Origin of the sequence: Amycolatopsis keratiniphila subsp. keratiniphila (assembly GCF_001620365.2) — a bacterium.
Classification (GTDB): Bacteria; Actinomycetota; Actinomycetes; order Mycobacteriales; family Pseudonocardiaceae; genus Amycolatopsis; species Amycolatopsis keratiniphila.
In genome coordinates, this window is the sequence record NZ_LQMT02000039.1 from 303,768 (window position 1) to 323,545 (window position 19,778).

Sequence of the window (19,778 nt, forward strand, 5' to 3'; positions counted from 1 at the left end):
CACCGAATGACCACTTTTCCGAACTCGCGTGATCGAAGGCCGATCACGCGAGTTCCGCCTCCAAGCACGCGTGATCGGGTTTCCGAAGGGACTCGTGAGTGGCGAGACTGCTCTGCGACACCACCAGACCCATCAGTCCCGCCAGTCACAGCAGGTGCGCGTGAAGGCCCCCTTCCCTCGGCTCAGCCGAGGAAACTCGACCTTCACACCTTCCCCAAGTACATGAAGGCCCCCTTCACTGCGCTAGGCGCAATGAAGGGGGCCTTCATGTACTACATGAGCGAGCGAGCGTGACAGTGGCGCAGTGAGGCTCAGGTGACCCCGGGACGCGCCAGCCCGGTCTCGTAGGCGAGCACCACGGCCTGCACCCGGTCGCGCAGATCCAGCTTCGACAAAATCCGCCCCACGTGCGTCTTCACCGTCGCCTCGGACAGGAACAGCGTCTCCGCGATCTCCAGGTTCGAGAGGCCCTTCGCGATCAGCACGAGCACCTCCCGCTCCCGTTCGGTGAGGACGTCCAGCTCGGCCGCGTCGCGCATCGGCTTCCCGCCGCCGCCGACGAACCGGTCGAGCAGCCGCCTGGTCACCGACGGCGAGACCACGGCGTCGCCCGAAGCGACCGCCCGCAGCGCCGACACCAGGTGATCCGGCTGCGTGTCCTTCAGCAGGAAGCCGCTGGCCCCGCCCTGCAACGCCGAATAGACGTACTCGTCCAGATCGAACGTCGTCATCACGAGCACACGCGCCGTCCCGGCCTCGACGATCCGCTTAGTCGCTTCGACCCCGTCCAGCACCGGCATCCGGACGTCCATCAGCACGACATCGGGCCGCAGTTCTTCGGCCAGCCGGATGGCCTGCGCGCCGTCACCCGCCTCACCGACGACATCGATGTCGGCCTGCGCGCCCAGGACCATCCGGAACCCGACGCGCATCAATTCCTGGTCGTCGACGACCACCACCCGTATCACGTCGCCAACCTAACCGGGAGCCTCGCGTGCACCTGCCACCCTCCACCGGGAGCGGGGCCGACCTCCAGCGTGCCGCCGAAGACGTTCGCCCGTTCCCTCATTCCGATCAATCCGTTCCCACCGGGGACGGTGAGCTTCCGCGGCGGCGCGGTGTGCGCCGCCACCTTCGTCGCCACGGGCACCAGCTGTTTCGCGCGGCCGGCGCCGTCGTCGGTGACCTTGACGTCGATCACGTCGGCCTCGCGGCGCACCACCACCTCGGCCTGCGCGCCCTGACCGGCGTGTTTCAGCGTGTTCGTCAGCGATTCCTGCACGATCCGGTACACGCCGAGGGAGACACCGGCGGGCAGCCCGGCCAGCGCTTCCGGACCGATCGCCAGCGTCACCGGCACACCCGCCTGGCGGATCCGGTCCGCCAGGTCGGTCAGCGCGGTGGCGTCCGGCTGCGGCACCCGCGGCTCGTCGTCACCGTCGCTGCGGAGCACGTCCAGCAGGCGCCGCAGTTCGGCGAGCGCGCCGCGGCCGGTCTCCGAAATCGTCTGCAGGGCCCGTTTCGCCATCTCGGGATTCCCGTCGACCGCGTAGGACGCGCCGTCGGCCTGCACGACCATCACGCTCACCGCGTGCGCGACGACGTCGTGCAGCTCACGGGCGATACGTCCGCGCTCCTCGCCGACGGCGATCCTGGTCGCCTGGTCCCGTTCCGTCTCAAGCAGATGCAACCTGGCTTCCACCTCCTCGTGATAGGCGCGCCTCGCGCCGGCGAACTCACCGAGCGTCCAGCACAGCGCGGTGGAGAACAGGGCGATGATCGCCAGGATCCACACGTCCTCCGGTGTGTCGATCCACAGCTGGAGCCCCGAGACGACGACGGTCGCCAGCAGGTACAGCAGCCCCTGTTTGCGCCCGACGTACACCAGCACCGAGTAGATACTGATCATCATCGCGAACGCGCTGGCCGCGCCCAGCTCCAGCGCGCTGTGCGGGATGCCGATCAGCAGCAGGAGATACGCCGACCACAGCGTCGCCTTCCGCCGGAAGACCAGCGGGGCGACCATCGCGATGTCCAGCGGCAGGACCACGTACCAGGGCGGCATCGGGACTTCGGGAGTCTCGGCCGCCGCCACGAAGAACAGCAGGTCCGTGAGCAGCAGGGCGACGGCGATGACACTGTCCCCGGCCATGGGGTGGGCACGCATCCAGAGGCTTAACCGTCGCACCTGGTAACACTATGTCGGGCGATGCCGTCCGCGCGTCGGTCGCCGGTACCACCTTCGGTGCGACCCGAGGATGAGCGGCATGGCACGATTCTCCTCGGCGTGCTCGACGACTGGGAGGGGTGGGCGCCGTGACCTCAGCGACGGAGCAGGGCCGTCTCGCCGGTCCGTTGTCGATGTCGGTGGCGAATCTCTGCCATCGCCTCCAGCCCCAGGTGTCCGCGCGGACCGCGGCGGGCTTCGCCGAAGTGCTGCGCAGGCTGGGCGGCCCGCTGCAGGTCGCCGTCGCGGGCCGGATCAAATCGGGGAAGTCCACCCTGGTCAACGCGCTGATCGGGCGCCGGGTCGCACCGACCGACGTCGGCGAGTGCACCCGGCTGGTCACCCGGTTCCAGTACGGCACGGTCGACCGCGTCGAGATCGTCTTCAACGACGGCCGCAAACAGGTGCTGCCCTTCTCCGCCGACGGGATGATCCCGGCCGAGCTGGGCATCGACATCGACCAGGTCTCGCATATCGAGGCGTACCTCACCAACGCGGTCCTGCAGGGCATGACCGTCATCGACACCCCGGGCCTCGGCTCGCTCGACGCCGCTTCGGTGTCGCGGACCGAGGAGCTGCTGGGCGCGGCGAAGCACCGCAAGCCCGACGATGACGAGGAGGAAGAAGAAGGTTCCGACGAGCTGGACGACACCTCGCGCAACGCCGTCGCGGGCGCGGAGGCCGTGCTCTACGTGGTCACCCAGGGCGTGCGCGCCGACGACCAGCAGGCGCTGGCCGCGTTCACCGCCGCGACCGCGAGCCGCGACGCGGGCCCGGTCAACGCGATCGCGGTGCTCAACAAGGCGGACACCATCGCGCCGGAGTCGGTCGAAGGCTCGGGCGGCGACGTGTGGAAGGCCGCGACGCTGCTGTCGGAAAAGCAGGCCTCGACACTGAAGCCCCGCGTCGCGGACGTGCTGCCGGTGATCGGGCTGATCGCGGAGTCGGCCGAGTCCGGCGGGTTCACCTCCCCTGACGCCGAGGCGCTGCGCCAGCTGGCCGAGATGGACGACGACATCCTCGAGACCATGCTGATCTCGGCGGACATCTTCACGAGCTGGGAATGCGACGTCGCGGCGGGCACCCGGCTGCGGCTGCTGGAGAAACTGGACCTGTTCGGCATCCGGTACGCCGTCGAGGCGATCCGGAAGGAACCCGAGATCACCGCGGGCTCGTTGCGGCGGAAGCTGCTCGACGCCTCCGGGCTCGAAGCCGTCCGCCAGCGGCTGAGCATCGTCTTCGCCGCCCGCGCCGACGGCATCAAGGCCGCCGCCGCGCTGGCTTCGGTCACCGCGCTGGCCCACGCGTCCGGCGACCCGGCCGAGCGGCAGCGCGTCCACGACGCGATCGAGGTCCTCCTCGCCAAACCCGAGGCGCATCAGCTGCGGCTGCTCGAAGCGCTCACGCTGGTCGCGTCCGGCGCGGTCGACATGCCCGAGGACCTGTCCGAGGAGGTGCTGAGGGTCGGGAGCAACGCCGACATCGGCGCCCAGCTCGGCAAGCCGGGCGCTCCCCGCGCCGAGCTCGCCGCCCATGCCCTCGAACGCGCCGGCTGGTGGCGCTCCTTCGCGTCCTTCGGCGCGACGCCCGCCCAGAGCCGCGTCGCGCACGTCGTGCACCGGGCCTACTTCCTCATCTGGCAGCAGATCCGCGACTGACCTCCCGCATTGATAAACCGAGCGCTCGGTCTAATAATGAGTGCATGGAAACGATCGTCGACGAGCCCCAGTGGCTGCGCACGGCCTCCTGGATCGGCTGCCCGCTGGCGGGGGCGGCCCTCGGCTGGTTCCTCCAGTCGATCTCGGGTTGGGTGGCGTCCCTGAGCTGGATCCCGTTCAAAGGCCCGTTCCAGCTCGTCTCGGAGATCCCCCAGCCCTGGGGCACGGTCGTCGGCATCGGCGTGGGCCTGGTCCTCGGCCTGCTGTTCGCCGCGGTCTGGGCGCACGAACGGCTGATCGTCAAGGTGACGCCGGCCCGCATCACGCTCACCACGAAGGGCCGCAGCCGCGCGTACGAAGCCGAGCTGGAAGCCGTCTTCCTCGACGGCAAGGAGCTCGTCCTCCTCGCCGCCGACGGCAGGGAACTGGTGCGGCAAAAGGGCGACGTCGACCGCAAAGCCGTCGCCAAGGCCTTCCTCGACCACGGCTATCCGTGGCTCGACGAGCCGCCGGCGGTGAAATGAGGACGGTCGATCCCGCCAAGCACGAGGCCAAACGCCGCGCGATCCTCGACGCCGCCGCCGGTTGTTTCGCGATGAAGGGCTTCGAGAAGACCACAACGGCGGAGATCTGCCGCGCGGCGGGGATCAGCACCGGCAGCCTGTTCCACTACTTCCCGAACAAACGCGCGGTGTTCATTGGCATCTTCGAGCAGGACGCCGACGAGACCGCGGCCCTGCTCGCGGAGGCCGGGGAGATCGAGGATCCGTGGGAGTCGGTCCTCCACGTCGTCGTCCACGTGTCCGAACAGCTCCTGCACCCGGTCGCGGCCAAGCTCGTCCTCGAGGTCGCCGCGCAGTGCTCCCGCGACGCCGACCTGGCCCGGCTCATCCAGGGCAACGACCGCGCCCTGCGCGACGGGCTCACCCGCCTCGTGACGCGGGCGGTGGACGCGGGCCGGATCGACCCCGGGTTGCCCCCGCCGACGGTGGCCAGCTGGCTCGTCGCGTTGGTCGACGCGCCGCTTTCCCGCGTGATTCTGGAGCCGGACCTCGATCCGGCGGCGGAACTCGCGGTGATGAAGGAGCTGATCGCCAGATTCCTTCGTCCCGTTCTGGCGATTTCGGCCCCGGCGGCCGGGCGGGTGGCCGACACTGGTGAAATCTCCCCGGGCTGATCGGTAAGCCCGGGACATCAGTTACGGGGGTCGAATCGGTGGGTGCCTGGCTGCGCAAGAAGGCGGTCGACGAGGAAAATCCGGACGATGTGCCGACCGGCCAGATCTCGGCGGCGATCATCGCCGAAGCGGACGGCGAGACTTCGCGATCCGAGGGAACCACGGAGGTCGAAGCCGCGTCGAAACCCGATGTGGAGTCCACGACCACGGGTCCGGCCGACCTCGAACAGGCTCTCGCCGACAGGCAGGCACTGATCCAGATGTGCCTGTACGCCCTCGATCGCGCCCGCAGCGGCGGTGTCGTCGAGCGGCTCGAACACGGTCTCGCCGCGATCGGCGTCCGTGCCCTGCGCCCGGACGGCGAGCGGTTCGACCCCGCCGTGCACGAGGCGGGCGGCGCGGTCGCGACCGAGGATCCGGCACTCGAAGGGCTCGTCGCGGAGACCGAGGTCGTCGGGTTCGCCGATCACGACCGGGTGCTGCGCGCGCCGATCGTCATCGTCTACGCGAAGAAGGCACAGTGACCGCTCCGAGCGCGGCGGCCAATCTGCCCGCGGTCGTGAAGAGCACTCGCGAACAGCTGCTCACGGTCGTCCGCGAAGCCGATCCCCAGGCCGCGAAATGGGTCGAAGACATCCGGAAGGCGCGGCCGAAGAAGCCGTCGGTCGTGGTGGTCGGCGAGACCAACCGCGGCAAGAGCTCGCTCGTGAACGCGCTCCTGTCCATGCCGGGACTGTCCCCTGTGGACGCCGACGTCGCCACGGCCACGTATCTCGTCTTCGAGCACGCCGAGCAGTGGTCCGCGCAGGCCTGCTACCCGGGCCAGCTGGCGCCGGTGCCGATCAACCTGAACGACCTGATCCACTGGGTCTCGGCTGCCCACGAGTTGCCGGAAGGGCAGATCCCGCCGCGGTACGTCGAGGTCTCCGGTCCGGTCCCGCTGCTCGAGCGGGTGTCCATTGTGGACACCCCGGGCGTCGGCGGGCTCGATTCGATGCACGGCGAGCTGGCGAAGGAGGCCGCCGCCGGTGCCACCGCGCTCCTGTTCGTCGTCGACTCCTCCTCACCGTTCACCGCGCAGGAGCTCCAGTTCCTGCACGACATGGGCGAACGCGTCGAGACCGTGCTGTTCGCGCTGACGAAGACCGACCAGTTCCGCGGCTGGCGCGAGGTGCTCGAAGCCGACCGGCGGCTGCTCGCCGAGCACGCCCCCCGGTTCGCCGACGCGGTGTTCCACCCGGTGTCCGCGCGTATGTTCGAGACGGCGGCCAAGGCCCCGAACGAGCAGATGGCCATGATGCTGCGCGAGAAGGCGGGTATCGCCGCGCTGCAGGGCGCGTTGCAGGAGATGCTGGTCGGCCGGTCGGCGATGCTGGGCGAGGCCAACACCCTGCGGGCGCTGTCGAGCGCGCTCGGCGAACTCAAGGCGAAGCTGCAGGCGGAAAGCCGCGCGTTGTCCGCAGGCGAGGCCGAAGCGGAGCAGTTGCGCCAGCGCCGCGACGATCTGACCACCGAGCGCCGGTCTTCGACCCGCGGCTGGCAGCTGAAACTGCGCGCGGAGATCCAACGGACCCGCGTCGAGGTCGGGCACGAGACCAGCAGGCAGATGCGTGACGCGTCGACCCGCTTCCGCCAGCGGATCGACGGCGCGAAACGGGACGAGCTCGCCGCGCTGCCGCAGCAGGTCGACATCGCGTTGCAGACGACGTCGCAGCGGATCTCGATGCTGCTCTCCCAGCGGCTCAACCAGGTCACCAACGTCGCGCTTTCGGAGCTGTTCTCGGCCGAGGAGCTCGACATCATCCGCGGCCAGTTCGCCAGGGCGGGCGGCCCACCGGTCGTGCTGCGCCCGCCGGACAAGAAGCCGCCGACGGCCGAGGACAAACTGCTCATCTTCATGGGGGTTTCCGGCGGTCTCGGCGCCGGGAAGGTCGCCGCGCTGCCGCTGGCGGGCGTCGCGATCCTGAACCCGGTGATCCTGCCCGCCACGATCGTCATCGGGCTCGGGGCCGGCTGGTGGATGGCGCGGACGCGCAAACACGCGTCGGACAAGCAGCATATGAAGCAATGGCTGGTCGAGGCGATCGCCGACGCGCGGTCCACGTTGGACCAGCTCGTCGCGGAGCAGCTGATCGAAGCCGAACAGCAGCTCTCGATGGCGCTCGACGAAGCCCTCGGCCGCCGCATCGACGCGATCGAGGCGGAGCTGAAGGAAGTCGACAAGACGATCAAGATGGGCGCGCAGGAACGGGCGAAGAAGATCTCGGTCGTCGCGAAGCGCCTGAAGGACGTCTCGGACGGCCGAGACCGCGCCGAGGCACTGCTCGGTCGCATCCGGTCACTGCGCGACAATCAAGCGTGACTTTTCCTCAGCAGCCGCAGCAGCCGTTCGCCGAGCCGCCTTGGGTGGTCGAGAAGAGGGCGAAGAAGAAAAAGAGGCTCTTCATCGGCCTCGGGGTCTTGGCCGGGGTGATCGTGCTGACCATCGCGACGGTGGTCGTGCTGGGCGTCGTCGTCGCTAACTCGGACAAGGTGGCCTATCAGCGTCTTCCCGGTGGCCCGGACGAGATCGCCCGTGCCTACGCCGACGCGGTGGAGACTCGGGATCCCGCCAAGCTGACGAATGTCGACTGTGCCCCTTCGGCCGAGTACCCGGCTTCGAAATCAGTGGCCGGGTTCGCGGAGCACGGCACCACGGTGATGATCGGTGCGCGACGGCAGAACGAAGCGACGCGGGTGTCCTTCGACGTGGAAATCCGCAGGACGGACGCGGCGCCCGACCCGAGCATCCTGTGGGTGACGCAGGAGGAGGGCGGCTCGTGGTGCGTCGGTCTGGGCGGCACGGGGCTCCCAGCCTGACGAACCTCCGGACTGCCCGCGCGGGTGGTCCTGTTGTGGACCGGAACCGAACCGGCTTACGGTGAGTCTTAAGCTTCGACACACCAGCAGGTCAACGAGGGGGTTATCCCATGTGGGTCGACGAGAGCGGCGGCACGGACACCGAGTCGGGCTCCACCGAAGCGGTCACCGTCCACGTTGACGGCGAGGAGTACCAGGCCGAGCTCAACTACGACCTCGACAAGGACGGCGTGAACGACGCCGCGGTCATCCAGCACGAGGACGGCACCGGCCAGGCGTTCGTCGACAGCGACGGTGACGGCGAGGCCGACCAGTACGCGGTGCTCGACGAGAACGGCAAGGTCGTCCAGGAAGCCGTCTACGACGAGGCGTCCGGCTCCTGGGTCGAAGCGGGTGGCAGTGGCAGCGACGACGGTTCCGACGCGGGTACCAGCGGTACCATGCACGCCGACATGCCCAGCGGCGACGTCGAGGTCGGCCCGCCGACCGTCGACACCAACAACGACGGGACCCCGGACACCGCCATCGTCCACACCGAGGACGGCCGCACGATCGCCTTCACCGACAAGGACGGCGACGGCAGCGCCGACATCGCGGTGGAGACCGACGCCTCCGGCAACTCCAAGACCTACGAGCACACCGGCCCCGGCCAGTGGACCGAGGTCGGCAGTGGCCTGGTCAGCAACGACATCGACTCGGCCTTCACGAGCGCTCCGGCGGCCGAAGGCAACACGGCAGCCGACCCGGCCGGCGACGCCGCGTGGGGTGGCGAGGGCACCGAAACACTCGAAGGTGTGGCGAAGATCGATTCCGCCACCGGTCAGTGGATCAGCCCGAACTGAATCCTGAAATGGCCTGGACCAATACAAGAATGGTTTAGTCCATTTTATAGGCGACAAATGTAATCCTGGTCACAGGACAACCCGGCGCGAGACCTCGTGCCGGGTTTTCTCATGTCCGATTCGTCCGAGGGCTGTGCGATCGATCACCGGAAGAATTTTTGCGTATGGCCCATTCCGGTGATACTGAATCGATTCCCTTATCGTTCTTGTGAGAGAACCGACAGGTCAGCTCTCGGTTACCTGCCGGTCATCCGGCTACTCTCGGGGAATCCCAAAACCTGCACGCCGGTCTTCCCGCCGGTGTGCGAAGCCATTCGGTCGCCGGCATCGAAGCCCGCATCGGAACAGCGTCGTTCCCGGTGTGGGCTTCTGCCGTCGGAAGTCAGGAGTAGAGATGACCGCAGTCGCCATCCCCGGACTGGAAAATGCGCCGACGACGCACAGTGGCGTGCTGTCCTGGGTCCGGGAGGTCGCCGAACTGACCACTCCGGACCGTGTGGTGTGGGTCGACGGGTCCGACGAAGAGGCCGCCCGGATCAACGCCGAGCTGGTCTCCGCCGGCACGTTCGTGCAGCTCGACGCGAAGCCCAACTCGTTCTGGGCGGCTTCCGACCCGAATGACGTCGCCCGCGTCGAAGAGCGCACCTTCATCTGTTCGGAGAACGAAGCCGACGCCGGTCCCACCAACAACTGGATGGACCCGGCCGAGATGAAGGCCACGATGACCGAGCTGTACCGCGGATGCATGCGCGGTCGCACGATGTACGTCATCCCCTTCTGCATGGGCCCCCTCGGCGCCGACGACCCCAAGCTCGGCATCGAAATCACCGACTTCGCCTACGTCGTCGCTTCCATGCGCGTGATGACCCGCGCCGGCAAGGCCGCGCTGGACAAGTTCGTCACCGAGGACGGCACCGAGCGCGAGTTCGTCCCCGCCCTGCACTCCGTCGGCGCGCCGCTGGAGCCGGGCCAGGAGGACGTCTCGTGGCCGTGCAACACCACCAAGTACATCTCGCACTTCCCCGAGACCCGGGAGATCTGGAGCTACGGCTCCGGCTACGGCGGAAACTCGCTGCTCGGCAAGAAGTGCTACTCGCTGCGCATCGGCTCGGTCATCGCCCGCGACGAGGGCTGGCTGGCCGAGCACATGCTGATCCTCAAGCTGATCTCGCCCGAGGACAAGGTCCACTACGTCGCGGCGGCTTTCCCGAGCGCCTGCGGCAAGACCAACCTCGCCATGCTGCAGCCGACCATCCCCGGCTGGCGCGCCGAGACCCTCGGTGACGACATCGCGTGGATGCGGTTCGGCGAGGACGGCCGCCTGTACGCGGTGAACCCCGAGTTTGGCTTCTTCGGCGTCGCGCCGGGCACCGACTGGCACACCAACCCCAACGCGATGCGCACCATCGAAAAGGGCAACACGGTCTACACGAACGTCGCGCTCACCGACGACGGCGACGTCTGGTGGGAGGGCATGGGCGAGAAGCCCGAGCACGCCACCTCCTGGAAGAAGCAGGACTGGACGCCGGAGTCGGAAGAGAAGGCCGCGCACCCGAACTCGCGCTACTGCACCCCGATGTCGCAGTGCCCGATCCTCGCGCCGGAGTGGGACGACCCGAAGGGCGTGCCGATCTCGGCGATCCTGTTCGGCGGCCGCCGCAAGACCACGGTCCCGCTGGTGAACGAGGCCCGCGACTGGCAGCACGGCGTGTTCATGGGCGCCACCATGTCGTCGGAGACCACCGCGGCCGCCGCCGGCGCCGTCGGCAACGTGCGCCGCGACCCGATGGCCATGCTGCCGTTCCTCGGCTACCACGCCGGTGACTACTTCAAGCACTGGCTGGACCTCGGCAAGAACGCCGACGCGAACAAGCTGCCGAAGATCTTCTACGTCAACTGGTTCCGCCGTGGCGACGACGGCCGCTTCCTGTGGCCGGGCTTCGGCGAGAACTCGCGGATCCTGAAGTGGGTCATCGAGCGCGTCGAGGGCAAGGGCAACGCGAACGAGACCCCGGTCGGCTTCGTGCCGAACGCCGAGGACCTCGACACCGAGGGCCTCAAGGAGCCGCTGGCCGACATCCAGGCCGCGCTGGACGTCTCCGCCGAAGAGTGGCGCCAGGAACTGCCGCTCATCGAGGAGTGGTTCGAGAAGATCGGCGACAAGGTCCCGTCGTCGCTGCGTGACGAGCTGGACGCGCTGCGTACTCGGCTCGAGCGCTGACGAAAACTCGCCGAAGGGGCGCCGTTCCGCATCTCACTCACGTGATGCGGGGAGGCGCCCCTTCATCGAGTTTCCGGGGGCCTTCGGCCCGAGAGAGGGCGCTCGAGCGGTGAAGTCTCCGTCGGGCGCGGGGGCGCCCTTGGGGAGACCGATTGGTGCTGGAGAAGGCCTCATCCTCGGAGTCATTCCCGAGGATGAGGCCTTCTTCTTTCGCGCTCGGTACCGTGGCCGCATGGTCAAATTCGGCGTCAACATGGTCGTCCCGGAAAGCCGTGCCGCGTGGGTCGAAAAGTGCCGGAAGGCCGAGGATCTCGGCTTCGACGTGATCGGTGCGGCCGACCATCTCGGCATGGCACCGCCGTTCCCGGCCCTCGTGCTCGCCGCCGAGGTGACGGACCGCCCTCGGCTCAACACCTTCGTCATCAACACCGCCTTCTACAACCCGGTGCTGCTGGCCCGCGACGTCACCGGCACGGACCAGTTCACCGAAGGCAGGCTGGAGCTCGGCCTGGGGGCCGGTTACGTGAAGGCCGAATTCCAAGCGGCGGGAATGGAGTTCCCGCGTGCGGGCAAACGCGTGGACCATCTCGAAAACACCATCAAAGTGCTGAAAAGGCTCTATGCCGACGAAAACCACAAACCGCCGACGGTGCAGAAACCCGGCCCGCCGCTGATGATCGCCGGCCGTGGCGACAGGCTTCTCGGTCTCGCCGCCGAACACGCCGACATCATCGGCTTCACCGGCACGGCGGCCGTTCCCGACGGGGGCGCGCTCGCCGTCGACGACGCGGCCGGAATCGAAGAACGGGTGAATTTCGTCCGTGGGAAATTGAACGGCCGTACCGTCGAATTCAACATCCTCTCGCATTTCGTCGCCGTGGTCGAAGATCGGCGACAGGGTTTGGAAAGCCTGCGAGAGCTGCTTGACGGGAAGCTCACCGTCGATCAGCTCGCCGAACTGCCGACGGCCCTGGTCGGCACCCACGAGCAGATCGCCGAACAGATCCTGGCGCATCGCGAACGTTTCGGTTTCACCTACTTCACCGTGCTGGAGCACAACATGGACGCGCTCGCGCCGGTGATCGAAACCTTGCGCGGCCGATGATCGACGTACGCGGGCTCGGCGTCCAGGCCGGGGAGCACTGGTTGTTCGACGGCCTCGACTTCGAGGTCGAGGCGGGCGAATGCGCGGTCATCGTCGGCCCCAACGGGGTCGGGAAATCGACCCTGCTGCGGTGCCTGTACGGAACGCAGACACCGCAGCGCGGCCGGGTCGTCGTCGCGGGCGGGAAACCCGACGAACGCGATGTTTCCTTCCGCCGCAAGGTTTCCGTCCTGTTCGACGATTCCGATTTCTTCGCCGAGCTGACCCCGCTCCAGCATCTCGAACTGCTGGAGGGTTCGTTCGGCGCCGATCTCGGCGACTACGACGCGCTCCTCGCGGACGCCGGGCTCGCCGAGCGGGCGAAGGTCACCGCGGGCAAATTCTCGGCCGGGCAACGCCGCCGACTGTTGCTCCTCGGCGCGACGGCGCGACCGCACGACGTCCTCCTGCTCGACGAGCCGGAGCGGGCGCTCGACGTCGCCGGGAAGGAATGGCTGACGTCGTTGATCAAGCGCTCGACCTCCGCCGGAGCCGCCGTCGTCGTGGCCACACATCATCCTCCGCTGCTCGAAGCGGCCGACTCCACCCTCGAGTTGTGGTGACCACGAAAGCCCCCACGCATGTCCCGGGACGACAGCGCTTCGGCGGCCTGTTCAACGGCGACTACCAGGCCTTCCTGGCACTGTTCGGATTCGGTGCGCTGTTCACCGCTTTCCAGAACCTGCCGAAGCTCCGCGATTTCCTCTTTGGACAGTCCCTTGTGGACTTTCCGGCGGTTTTCGGGTTGTTGATCGTGCTGTGCGCGATGTTCTGGCGCGCCCTGCTGCGCCGCGGCTTCGTCTGGGCCGAACCGGCGGCACTGACGTGGATGGACTTCGCCCGCGTCGACAGGCGCCGCGTCGTGGTCAAGCGGATGTGGACGCTCTGGGCCGGGCTGGTCCTGGTGGTCGGCTACACCGGCGCGCTGGTCACCGCGATCGGCGGCGGGGCGAGGGACGTGTGGATCGCGATGTCGGCGTTGACCGCCTCCGGCGCGATCCTGGCCGCCGTCACCGCGCGGCGGACGGCGATCCGCGGGGAAACGCTCGCGCCGGTCGTGCTCGCGGTCGCCGGCCTGGCGTTCGCGGCCGCGGGCCTGGGCCCGGTCGCGGTCGAGGTGCTGGCCGGTGCCCTGTTCGTGGTGGCGGTCGCGGCGGCCTTCGGCGGCGAGCCGATGTCCGGGGTCGGCCGTCAGGAACTCGTCGACGGCTGGAACGCGCGGCTCCTGAGGGCGATGGCCGCGGTCTTCATGGATCCCATGCTGCTGATCCCGGAGTCGAAGCCGGTGCCGTGGCTGTCGCTCCGGCGTCCGACGACGCTGCGGCTCGCCTGGGCGGGGGTGCTCGGCCGGACGCGATACGCGGCGGCGAGTGTGGTGATCGCGAGCCTGGTGGGCGTCGCTCACCTGGCCTTCCCGGCGATCCCCGCGGCGGCGCTGTTCACGCTCGGCGCGTACGCGGCGCTCGTGCCGTTCGTCGGCGGGCTCGGCGAGCTGTGGCGCAACCCCGGCCGCCGGCGGTGGCTCGGCGCGTCCGACTGGGAGTTGCGGCTGGTCAACGGGCTGGTGATCGCGCTGCTCGGGCTCGCCTGGGGGATCCTGCTCGGGCTGGCGACGCTGCTCCTCGGGGTGGTCCCGGCCTGGCCGGTGTGGCTCGCGCTCCCGCTCGCGGTCTTCGCCGCGGTGCGGACGGCGACCCGGCCGCCGATGAACTACGACGTCAGCGGCGGTGCGGCCGGGCTACAGGCCTTGCGCGGCGTCGACGTGCTCGTGGTCGGTGCCGTCTTGCTCAGCGTGATCACCTGAGGTCACCCGTTCCCGCGTTCGGATCATTCGGATACTCCGAACGCGGGTTACCCTCGATGCGACGAAAGGAGCACGAGTGGGCGGCGGGCACGCACCGGGAAAGGGGCGGCGGGCGACCAGCGAGTTCCCCGCGGGCTGGACCGACGAGCAGATCATCGCGGTGATCAAGGACGTCGCGAACGATCCGAGCGAACCCCGCCTCAGACTCCACAACGGCCGCTGGCGCTGCGCCGGCGAACGGTACGGCGTGCACCTGATCGTGCTGGTCGAAGACAACGGCCACGTCAAGACGGGCTATCCGGTGGCGGGCCCCGGCGTGGTCCGCAACCCCGACACCGCCGCCGACCCGGCGAACCCCACCGTCGCCGACCTCGCCGCCGGCCGGATCAGCTTCTTCGGCGACAGCCTGCTCGACCAGATCGGCGACCGGATCGCGCCGGACCTCCTGGCCTTCTACCGCACCTTGCACTGGTCGGGTGAGTGGGAAGAACTGGCCGACGTCCTCGTCGCGCACGCGATGAACGAGAACCTGCACCTCGGCGTGGACGAATACGCCACCTTGGACAGCCTGCTGAACAGCTTCGACCTGCCGATCGACGGCTTCCTCTACCTGAACGACCGGGCACACGCCCTGGCCGCGCTGCGCCCCTGATCTCGGCCTCACGCGCGCACCCCACCCCCCACCCGTCCCTGGGGGGCGCGCCCTGCACCAGCGTATCGGCGGTGGGGGACGGGAACGGGGCGGAAGGTGATCGGCGGCGGTAGTTGTCCACAACGGCGGGGCCCTGTGGAAAGTGGGATGAAGGGGGCCTTGACCGCATGCGATGCGGCGAAAGCGTCCTTCACCGCCGTCGCGTACGCCCATTGCTCACGAAGCGGTGTTGAAGCCCTCGTCAACTCGCTTCGGCGACCTCTTCGGCGCCGCCCTCGGCGGCCGAACGCAGCGCGTCCAGCGGCAGCGCGACGGCGTCCGCGATCGCCATCACCGTGAAGAAGGCGGGCGTCGGGATCCGCCCGGTCTCGATCTTCCGGAGCGTCTCCACCGAGATCCCGGCCTCGGCCGCGACCTCGACCATGCTCCGCGACGACGCCGCGCGCGCGTCCCGGAGCGCCAGCCCCAGCCGCTCGCCGCGTTCGCGTTCCTCGTCCGTCAACGGCACTCGCACCATGAGCCCAATAGTAATACCGCTCGCGTGCCGAGTTACCCCCAGCCTGTGGACAACTCTGTGCACAGGTCGTGGACAACCCCAAGAAAAGGGCCCCGCCGAGCCGGAACTCGACGGGGCCACAATCCCTAGTGGCTTCAGGCGCCCGCGGGCACCGGAAGTGGGAGTCCGGGGAGGCTCTGGTCGTTCGGCACCTTGCCGTCGACGAGGAAGTCCTCCACGACCTTGTCCACACCCGCGTTGCCGCCGGCGTAGATACCGTGGTCGCCTTCACCGGTCACGGTGATCATCCGCGAACCGGCGAACGCGCGGTGCGCACGGGTCGCGCCCTCGATCGGGGTCGCCGGGTCGTTCACCGACTGGACGATCAGCACCGGCGGGACGCCGCGGCCGTCGAGCTTCGGCAGGTCGACCGGCTTGTTCTTCCAGAAGATGCACGGCTGGATCAGCCAGCCCGCGCCGAGCAGCGGCAGATCACGGTCGATCAGCTTCTGCGACTGACGGATGACGCTGTTCCGGTTGCCGGTCCACTTGCCCTCGTTGCAGGGGATGGTCCAGAAGCTGGCGTTGTACGAGTCGCCGTCGGTCGGGACGAACAGCGGCTGCGGGCCGATGACGCCGTCACCGTCGACCGTCTCGGCCTTGACCTTCTGCGCGGCCGAGGACTTCTGCTGCTGCGTCGAGGTGCCCTCGGTCAGCGTCTTCAGGTTGACCAGGTAGTCGGCCAGCGCCGGGAAGTTGCGCTTCGAGTAGAGGTACGACGCGATGGTCGAGTCGAGGGCGTTGGCCGAAACCGGGACGCCGTCCACCTCCACCGGGTTCTGGGTCAGCGCGAAGCGGACCTTCTCGTACGTCTGGCGGGCGGCCTCACCGGTCTTGCCGAAGCCGTAGAGCTTGTCGTACTTGCCCATCCACGGCAGGAAGTCCTGACGCCAGCGGCGCTCGAAGCCGAGCGGCTGCCCGTCGAACGAGTTCTGCCAGGTGGTGGTGAACTCGGTCGAGGAGTCGAGCAGGAAGCGGCCGGTCCGGGTGGGGAACTGCTGCGCGTAGTGCGCGCCCATCCAGGTGCCCGCCGAGTAGCCGACCCAGTTGATCTTGTCGCGGCCCAGGAGGACACGCAGCAGGTCGATGTCGCGGATGGTCTGGGCGGTGTTGATGAGCGGGCCCAGCTCGCCGGACTTCACCTGGCACGAGTCCGCCGCGTACTTGGTGGCGTCCAGGATCAGGTTGAGGTTCGCCCGGCTGCGGTCGCGCGGGTCCAGGTCGGAGCCCGTGCCGATCGCGTTGCCGCAGGTGATGTTGGTGCTCTTGCCGGTGCCGCGCGGGTCGAGACCGATAATCTCCTGGTTCGCGCGCAGCTTCGTCTGGTTACGCAGACGGGCCGGGAAGTTACGGCCCGGAGCGCCGGGGCCACCCGGGTTCGTGATGACACTGGCCGTCGCTTTGCCGCTGGTGGCGGCGAGGCGGCTGACGGCGATCGTCAGGTCGATGGCCTCGTTCGTCTTGTACCAGTTACGCGGCGCGCGGTAGGTCGCACACTCGATGTTCTCGGCCCCCGGAGGCGGCGCGGACGGCAGCTCACTGGCGGTGCACTTGTGCCAGTCCAGCTTCTGGTCCGCGTACTTCGCCGGAATATTGGTGGAGTTCAGCGGCTGCTGCCCGGCAGCCTCCGGACCTGCGAACGCAGGCGTGAACCCGGCCAGCATGGTGCCGGCGACAGCCGGGATCACCACCGCATAGCGGAGTTTCTTCATCCGATGCCCCTTTGATGTTGCGTGCGAAGTTCCTGTTCGCGACTTGCGGCTATTGATATCCGCCGGGGACTCCGACGGCAACCGCCCTTCGTCGTATGAGGTGTCGCTGATCAAATCGATATCCGGCACGCGTGACCCGGGCGGGTGAGAGGTTCTAGGGTCATCGGGTCGATCCGGGGGTACGGGAACGTTAGGTGAGGTCCGATGGCGTCAGGTAAGGCAGACGGGAAGGTGAGGGGTTTTCAGTTCAGCCCCTGGAACCTCCTGTTGATCATCCCGTTGCTGGTGCTGATCACGTCCTTGTTCAATTCGGACGGTCCCCGGCTGTTCGGGATGCCGTTCTTCTACTGGTTCCAATTCGTGTTCGTGGCGGTCGGCGTCCTGTGCACTTGGATCGTCTACGTGATGACCAAGGACAAGCCGACCAGTGAGCGTCCCGACCGGCTGTCCGTGGACCAGCTCGACGAGGGGGACGTCAAGTGACCAACATCCAATGGCCCGAGCTGATCATCTTCACGATCCTCTTCGCGGTGGTCACCGTGCTCGGCTTCGTCGCGTCGCGCTGGAAGGCCGGCAACACCCTCGACCACCTGGACGAATGGGGTCTCGGCGGCCGCAAGTTCGGCTCGTGGATCACCTGGTTCCTGCTCGGGGGTGACCTCTACACGGCTTACACGTTCGTGGCCGTCCCGGCGCTGATGTTCAGTGCCGGCGCGATGGGCCTGTTCGCGCTGCCGTACACGATCATCGTCTACCCGATCGTGTTGATGCCGGCGCTGCGCATGTGGTCGGTCTCGCGCGTCCGCGGTTACGTCACGCCCGCCGACTTCGTCCGCGGCCGGTTCGGTTCGCCGACGCTGGCGCTGCTGATCGCGATCACCGGCATCGTCGCGACGATGCCGTACATCGCGCTGCAGCTCGTCGGCCTCGAGGCGGTCCTGCGGACCATGGGCATCAACGGCTCCGGCATCGTCGGCCACCTGCCGCTGCTGGTCGCCTTCATCATCCTGGCGGTCTACACCTACCAGTCGGGCCTTCGCGCGCCCGCGCTGATCGCGTTCGTCAAGGACATCCTGATCTACCTGGTGATCATCGTCGCGATCATCTACCTGCCCTCGAAGCTCGGCGGCTGGTCGGCGATCTTCGACGCGGCCGACGCGAAGTTCGACCAGACGCCGTCGCCGGCGGACGGCATCCTGCTCAACACCAACAACCAGTTGCAGTACGCCACGCTGGCGCTCGGTTCGGCGCTCGCGCTGTTCCTGTACCCGCACTCGCTCACCAGCGTGCTCGCCTCGCGCGGCCGCAGCGTGATCAAGCGGAACATGGTCGCGCTGCCGGCGTACTCGCTGGTCCTGGGCCTGCTGGCGCTGCTCGGCTACGTCGCGATCAGCGCCTCGGTCAAGCCGATCACCAACAACGCCACCGGCAAGCCCGACACGAACACCGTGGTCCCGGTGCTGTTCGACTCGCAGTTCTCGTCGTGGTTCGCCGGGATCGCGTTCGCCGCGATCGGCATCGGCGCGCTGGTGCCCGCGGCGATCATGTCGATCGCGGCGGCCAACCTGTGGACCCGCAACATCTACAAGGAGTACATCAAGAAGGACGCGACGCCGGGCCAGGAGGCGAAGCAGGCCAAGCTCGCTTCGCTGATCGTGAAGTTCGGTGCGGTGGCGTTCATCCTGTTCATCGATCCGCAGTTCTCGATCGACCTGCAGCTCATCGGCGGTGTGCTGATCCTGCAGACGTTGCCCGCGGTGGCGATCTCGCTCTACACGCGGTGGTTCCATCGCTGGGGCCTGATCGCCGGCTGGGTGGTCGGCATCGGGTGGGGCATGATCATGCTCTACAACATCCCGAACCCGGCGACCGGCAAGGCGCATTTCGGTGGTTCGGCGCTGAAGCTCGGGGACCTGTCGATCTTCGGCTGGCACCCGTTCAGCGGCTCGCAGCTGCAGATCTACGTCGGGTTCGTGGCGCTGATCGCGAACCTGCTGGTCGCCGTGATCTTCACGGTGATCGCGCGGCGGCTGAAGGTCTTCAACGGCACGGACGACACCGAGGCCGAGGACTACCACGCCGACGAACACGACAAGGACCTCCGCGAAATCGGCGTCCACTAGTCACCGCTGATCGAAGGGGCCGCGTCCTGCCGGGACGCGGCCCTTTTCGTGGCCGCGGTCGCCGCCAGGTAGAGGGTGAGGCCGTTCAGCAGATGCCAGAGGAAGTGCGTTCCGGCGGGGAAGCTCCCGCAGACCGTGTGGTCGGCCGTGCGGAACGAAAGGGACACCCCGAAAACGCCCGCGGCGAGGGCGAACCTGCGGCGGTGTTCACCCCTGAGGACGATCGCGAAGATCACGAGCCCGAGCAAGGCCGAGAGGTACAGCCCGCCACCCAGCGACGCGACGACGGCGGTGAAGGCGAGGAACACGGGGATGCCGAGCCACGACGGCCCGCGGCGGACGCCGAAGAACAGATGTGGGAACACGGCGGCGCAGTACAGGACGAACACCAGGATGAAGGCGGTGTCGGCGGCCGCGGACCAGCGGGTGGCGAGCAGGTGGAAGGCCGTGCTGCCGAGGAACACCAGTCCGATGAGGACGGCGAAAACACGGCCCCTCGGCTGCCGCCAGACCGCGATCGCCGCGATCAGGAACGCGAGATTGCTGAGACTGTTGAGCGGCTCGCCCCAGAGGCCGGGGGCGTGACGTTCGCAGTAGCCGTCGACATACGCCGTCCAGTTCACTCCCCCAGGTAACCGTGCCCACGTGAACTGGGGGTGTCTTCCGCGCTGGACGTGTCACCCGCCGGATCTCCGAGTCCTGAAGGGCCCCTTTGAGACGCTCAATGTCCCAAAGGCCCCCTTTGAGACGCCCACCCCGAGTTGTCCACACCCACCCCGCCGTTGTGGACAACTCGGCCCCCT

Annotated in this window: 19 protein-coding genes; 14 read left to right on the top strand and 5 right to left on the bottom strand. The window is 68.2% G+C overall.

Annotation, left to right across the window (positions count from 1 at the left end):
• Positions 1 to 311: 311 nt before the first annotated feature.
• Both AVR91_RS36775 and AVR91_RS36780 read right to left on the bottom strand, forming a co-directional pair.
• Positions 312 to 968 (bottom strand): response regulator, encoded by a 657-nt coding sequence (locus AVR91_RS36775; protein ID WP_005167029.1) that lies wholly within the window; start codon positions 966 to 968, stop codon positions 312 to 314.
• Positions 965 to 2,167, bottom strand: coding sequence for a sensor histidine kinase (locus tag AVR91_RS36780; RefSeq protein WP_427846414.1), 1,203 nt, complete (start codon positions 2,165 to 2,167; stop codon positions 965 to 967). The genes AVR91_RS36775 and AVR91_RS36780 overlap by 4 nt, the downstream gene beginning before the upstream one ends.
• Before the next feature lie 194 nt (positions 2,168 to 2,361).
• Between AVR91_RS36780 and AVR91_RS36785 the strand changes: the two genes are divergently transcribed.
• The 12 genes from AVR91_RS36785 (at position 2,362) to AVR91_RS36840 (ending at position 14,584) form a co-directional block, all read left to right on the top strand.
• On the top strand, positions 2,362 to 3,885 hold the full coding sequence (locus AVR91_RS36785) for a dynamin family protein (protein ID WP_143254223.1): 1,524 nt from the start codon (positions 2,362 to 2,364) through the stop codon (positions 3,883 to 3,885).
• Positions 3,886 to 3,929: 44 nt separating this feature from the next.
• Entirely contained in the window at positions 3,930 to 4,409 is a 480-nt protein-coding gene (locus tag AVR91_RS36790) for a YqeB family protein (RefSeq protein WP_063274085.1), read from the top strand.
• Positions 4,406 to 5,062: a TetR/AcrR family transcriptional regulator gene (locus AVR91_RS36795; RefSeq protein ID WP_063274084.1), complete on the top strand. Its 657-nt coding sequence runs from the start codon at positions 4,406 to 4,408 to the stop codon at positions 5,060 to 5,062. Before AVR91_RS36790 ends, AVR91_RS36795 begins: the two co-directional genes overlap by 4 nt.
• A gap of 38 nt (positions 5,063 to 5,100) precedes the next feature.
• Positions 5,101 to 5,586: a nucleotide exchange factor GrpE gene (grpE, locus tag AVR91_RS36800; protein ID WP_016338245.1), complete on the top strand. Its 486-nt coding sequence runs from the start codon at positions 5,101 to 5,103 to the stop codon at positions 5,584 to 5,586.
• On the top strand, positions 5,583 to 7,424 hold the full coding sequence (locus AVR91_RS36805; protein WP_063274083.1) for a dynamin family protein: 1,842 nt from the start codon (positions 5,583 to 5,585) through the stop codon (positions 7,422 to 7,424). Before grpE ends, AVR91_RS36805 begins: the two co-directional genes overlap by 4 nt.
• Entirely contained in the window at positions 7,421 to 7,921 is a 501-nt protein-coding gene (locus AVR91_RS36810; protein ID WP_076153344.1) for a hypothetical protein, read from the top strand. Before AVR91_RS36805 ends, AVR91_RS36810 begins: the two co-directional genes overlap by 4 nt.
• Positions 7,922 to 8,031: 110 nt before the next feature.
• On the top strand, positions 8,032 to 8,763 hold the full coding sequence (locus AVR91_RS36815; RefSeq protein WP_063274081.1) for a hypothetical protein: 732 nt from the start codon (positions 8,032 to 8,034) through the stop codon (positions 8,761 to 8,763).
• Positions 8,764 to 9,157: 394 nt separating this feature from the next.
• Complete coding sequence (locus tag AVR91_RS36820; RefSeq protein ID WP_063274080.1) at positions 9,158 to 10,984, top strand: phosphoenolpyruvate carboxykinase (GTP); 1,827 nt, start codon at positions 9,158 to 9,160, stop codon at positions 10,982 to 10,984.
• Between the two features lie 232 nt (positions 10,985 to 11,216).
• Positions 11,217 to 12,089 carry an LLM class F420-dependent oxidoreductase gene (locus AVR91_RS36825; RefSeq protein WP_083737884.1) on the top strand — a complete coding sequence of 291 codons (873 nt, stop codon included), beginning with the start codon at positions 11,217 to 11,219 and terminating at the stop codon, positions 12,087 to 12,089.
• Positions 12,086 to 12,691, top strand: a complete 606-nt coding sequence (locus tag AVR91_RS36830; protein ID WP_063274079.1) for an ABC transporter ATP-binding protein — start codon at positions 12,086 to 12,088, stop codon at positions 12,689 to 12,691. Before AVR91_RS36825 ends, AVR91_RS36830 begins: the two co-directional genes overlap by 4 nt.
• The gene (locus tag AVR91_RS36835; protein ID WP_063274078.1) at positions 12,685 to 13,932 is read left to right on the top strand and encodes a DUF6297 family protein; all 1,248 of its coding nucleotides are present in this window, start codon (positions 12,685 to 12,687) and stop codon (positions 13,930 to 13,932) included. Before AVR91_RS36830 ends, AVR91_RS36835 begins: the two co-directional genes overlap by 7 nt.
• A gap of 76 nt (positions 13,933 to 14,008) precedes the next feature.
• Positions 14,009 to 14,584, top strand: a complete 576-nt coding sequence (locus tag AVR91_RS36840) for an EndoU domain-containing protein (protein ID WP_063274077.1) — start codon at positions 14,009 to 14,011, stop codon at positions 14,582 to 14,584.
• Positions 14,585 to 14,825: 241 nt separating this feature from the next.
• Here AVR91_RS36840 and AVR91_RS36845 read toward each other — a convergent pair whose 3' ends face one another.
• Positions 14,826 to 15,101 carry a helix-turn-helix domain-containing protein gene (locus AVR91_RS36845; protein ID WP_016338237.1) on the bottom strand — a complete coding sequence of 92 codons (276 nt, stop codon included), beginning with the start codon at positions 15,099 to 15,101 and terminating at the stop codon, positions 14,826 to 14,828.
• A gap of 134 nt (positions 15,102 to 15,235) precedes the next feature.
• Positions 15,236 to 16,852 (bottom strand): alpha/beta hydrolase, encoded by a 1,617-nt coding sequence (locus tag AVR91_RS36850; protein WP_063274076.1) that lies wholly within the window; start codon positions 16,850 to 16,852, stop codon positions 15,236 to 15,238.
• Between the two features lie 204 nt (positions 16,853 to 17,056).
• Here AVR91_RS36850 and AVR91_RS36855 point away from each other — a divergent pair, with 204 nt between their 5' ends.
• Positions 17,057 to 17,335: a DUF3311 domain-containing protein gene (locus tag AVR91_RS36855; protein ID WP_063274075.1), complete on the top strand. Its 279-nt coding sequence runs from the start codon at positions 17,057 to 17,059 to the stop codon at positions 17,333 to 17,335.
• Positions 17,332 to 18,975, top strand: coding sequence for a monocarboxylate uptake permease MctP (gene mctP, locus AVR91_RS36860; RefSeq protein WP_063274074.1), 1,644 nt, complete (start codon positions 17,332 to 17,334; stop codon positions 18,973 to 18,975). Before AVR91_RS36855 ends, mctP begins: the two co-directional genes overlap by 4 nt.
• Here mctP and AVR91_RS36865 read toward each other — a convergent pair.
• Positions 18,972 to 19,598, bottom strand: a complete 627-nt coding sequence (locus tag AVR91_RS36865) for a hypothetical protein (RefSeq protein ID WP_063274073.1) — start codon at positions 19,596 to 19,598, stop codon at positions 18,972 to 18,974. The two genes, mctP and AVR91_RS36865, sit on opposite strands and share 4 nt — an antisense overlap.
• Between the last annotated feature and the right edge of the window lie 180 nt (positions 19,599 to 19,778).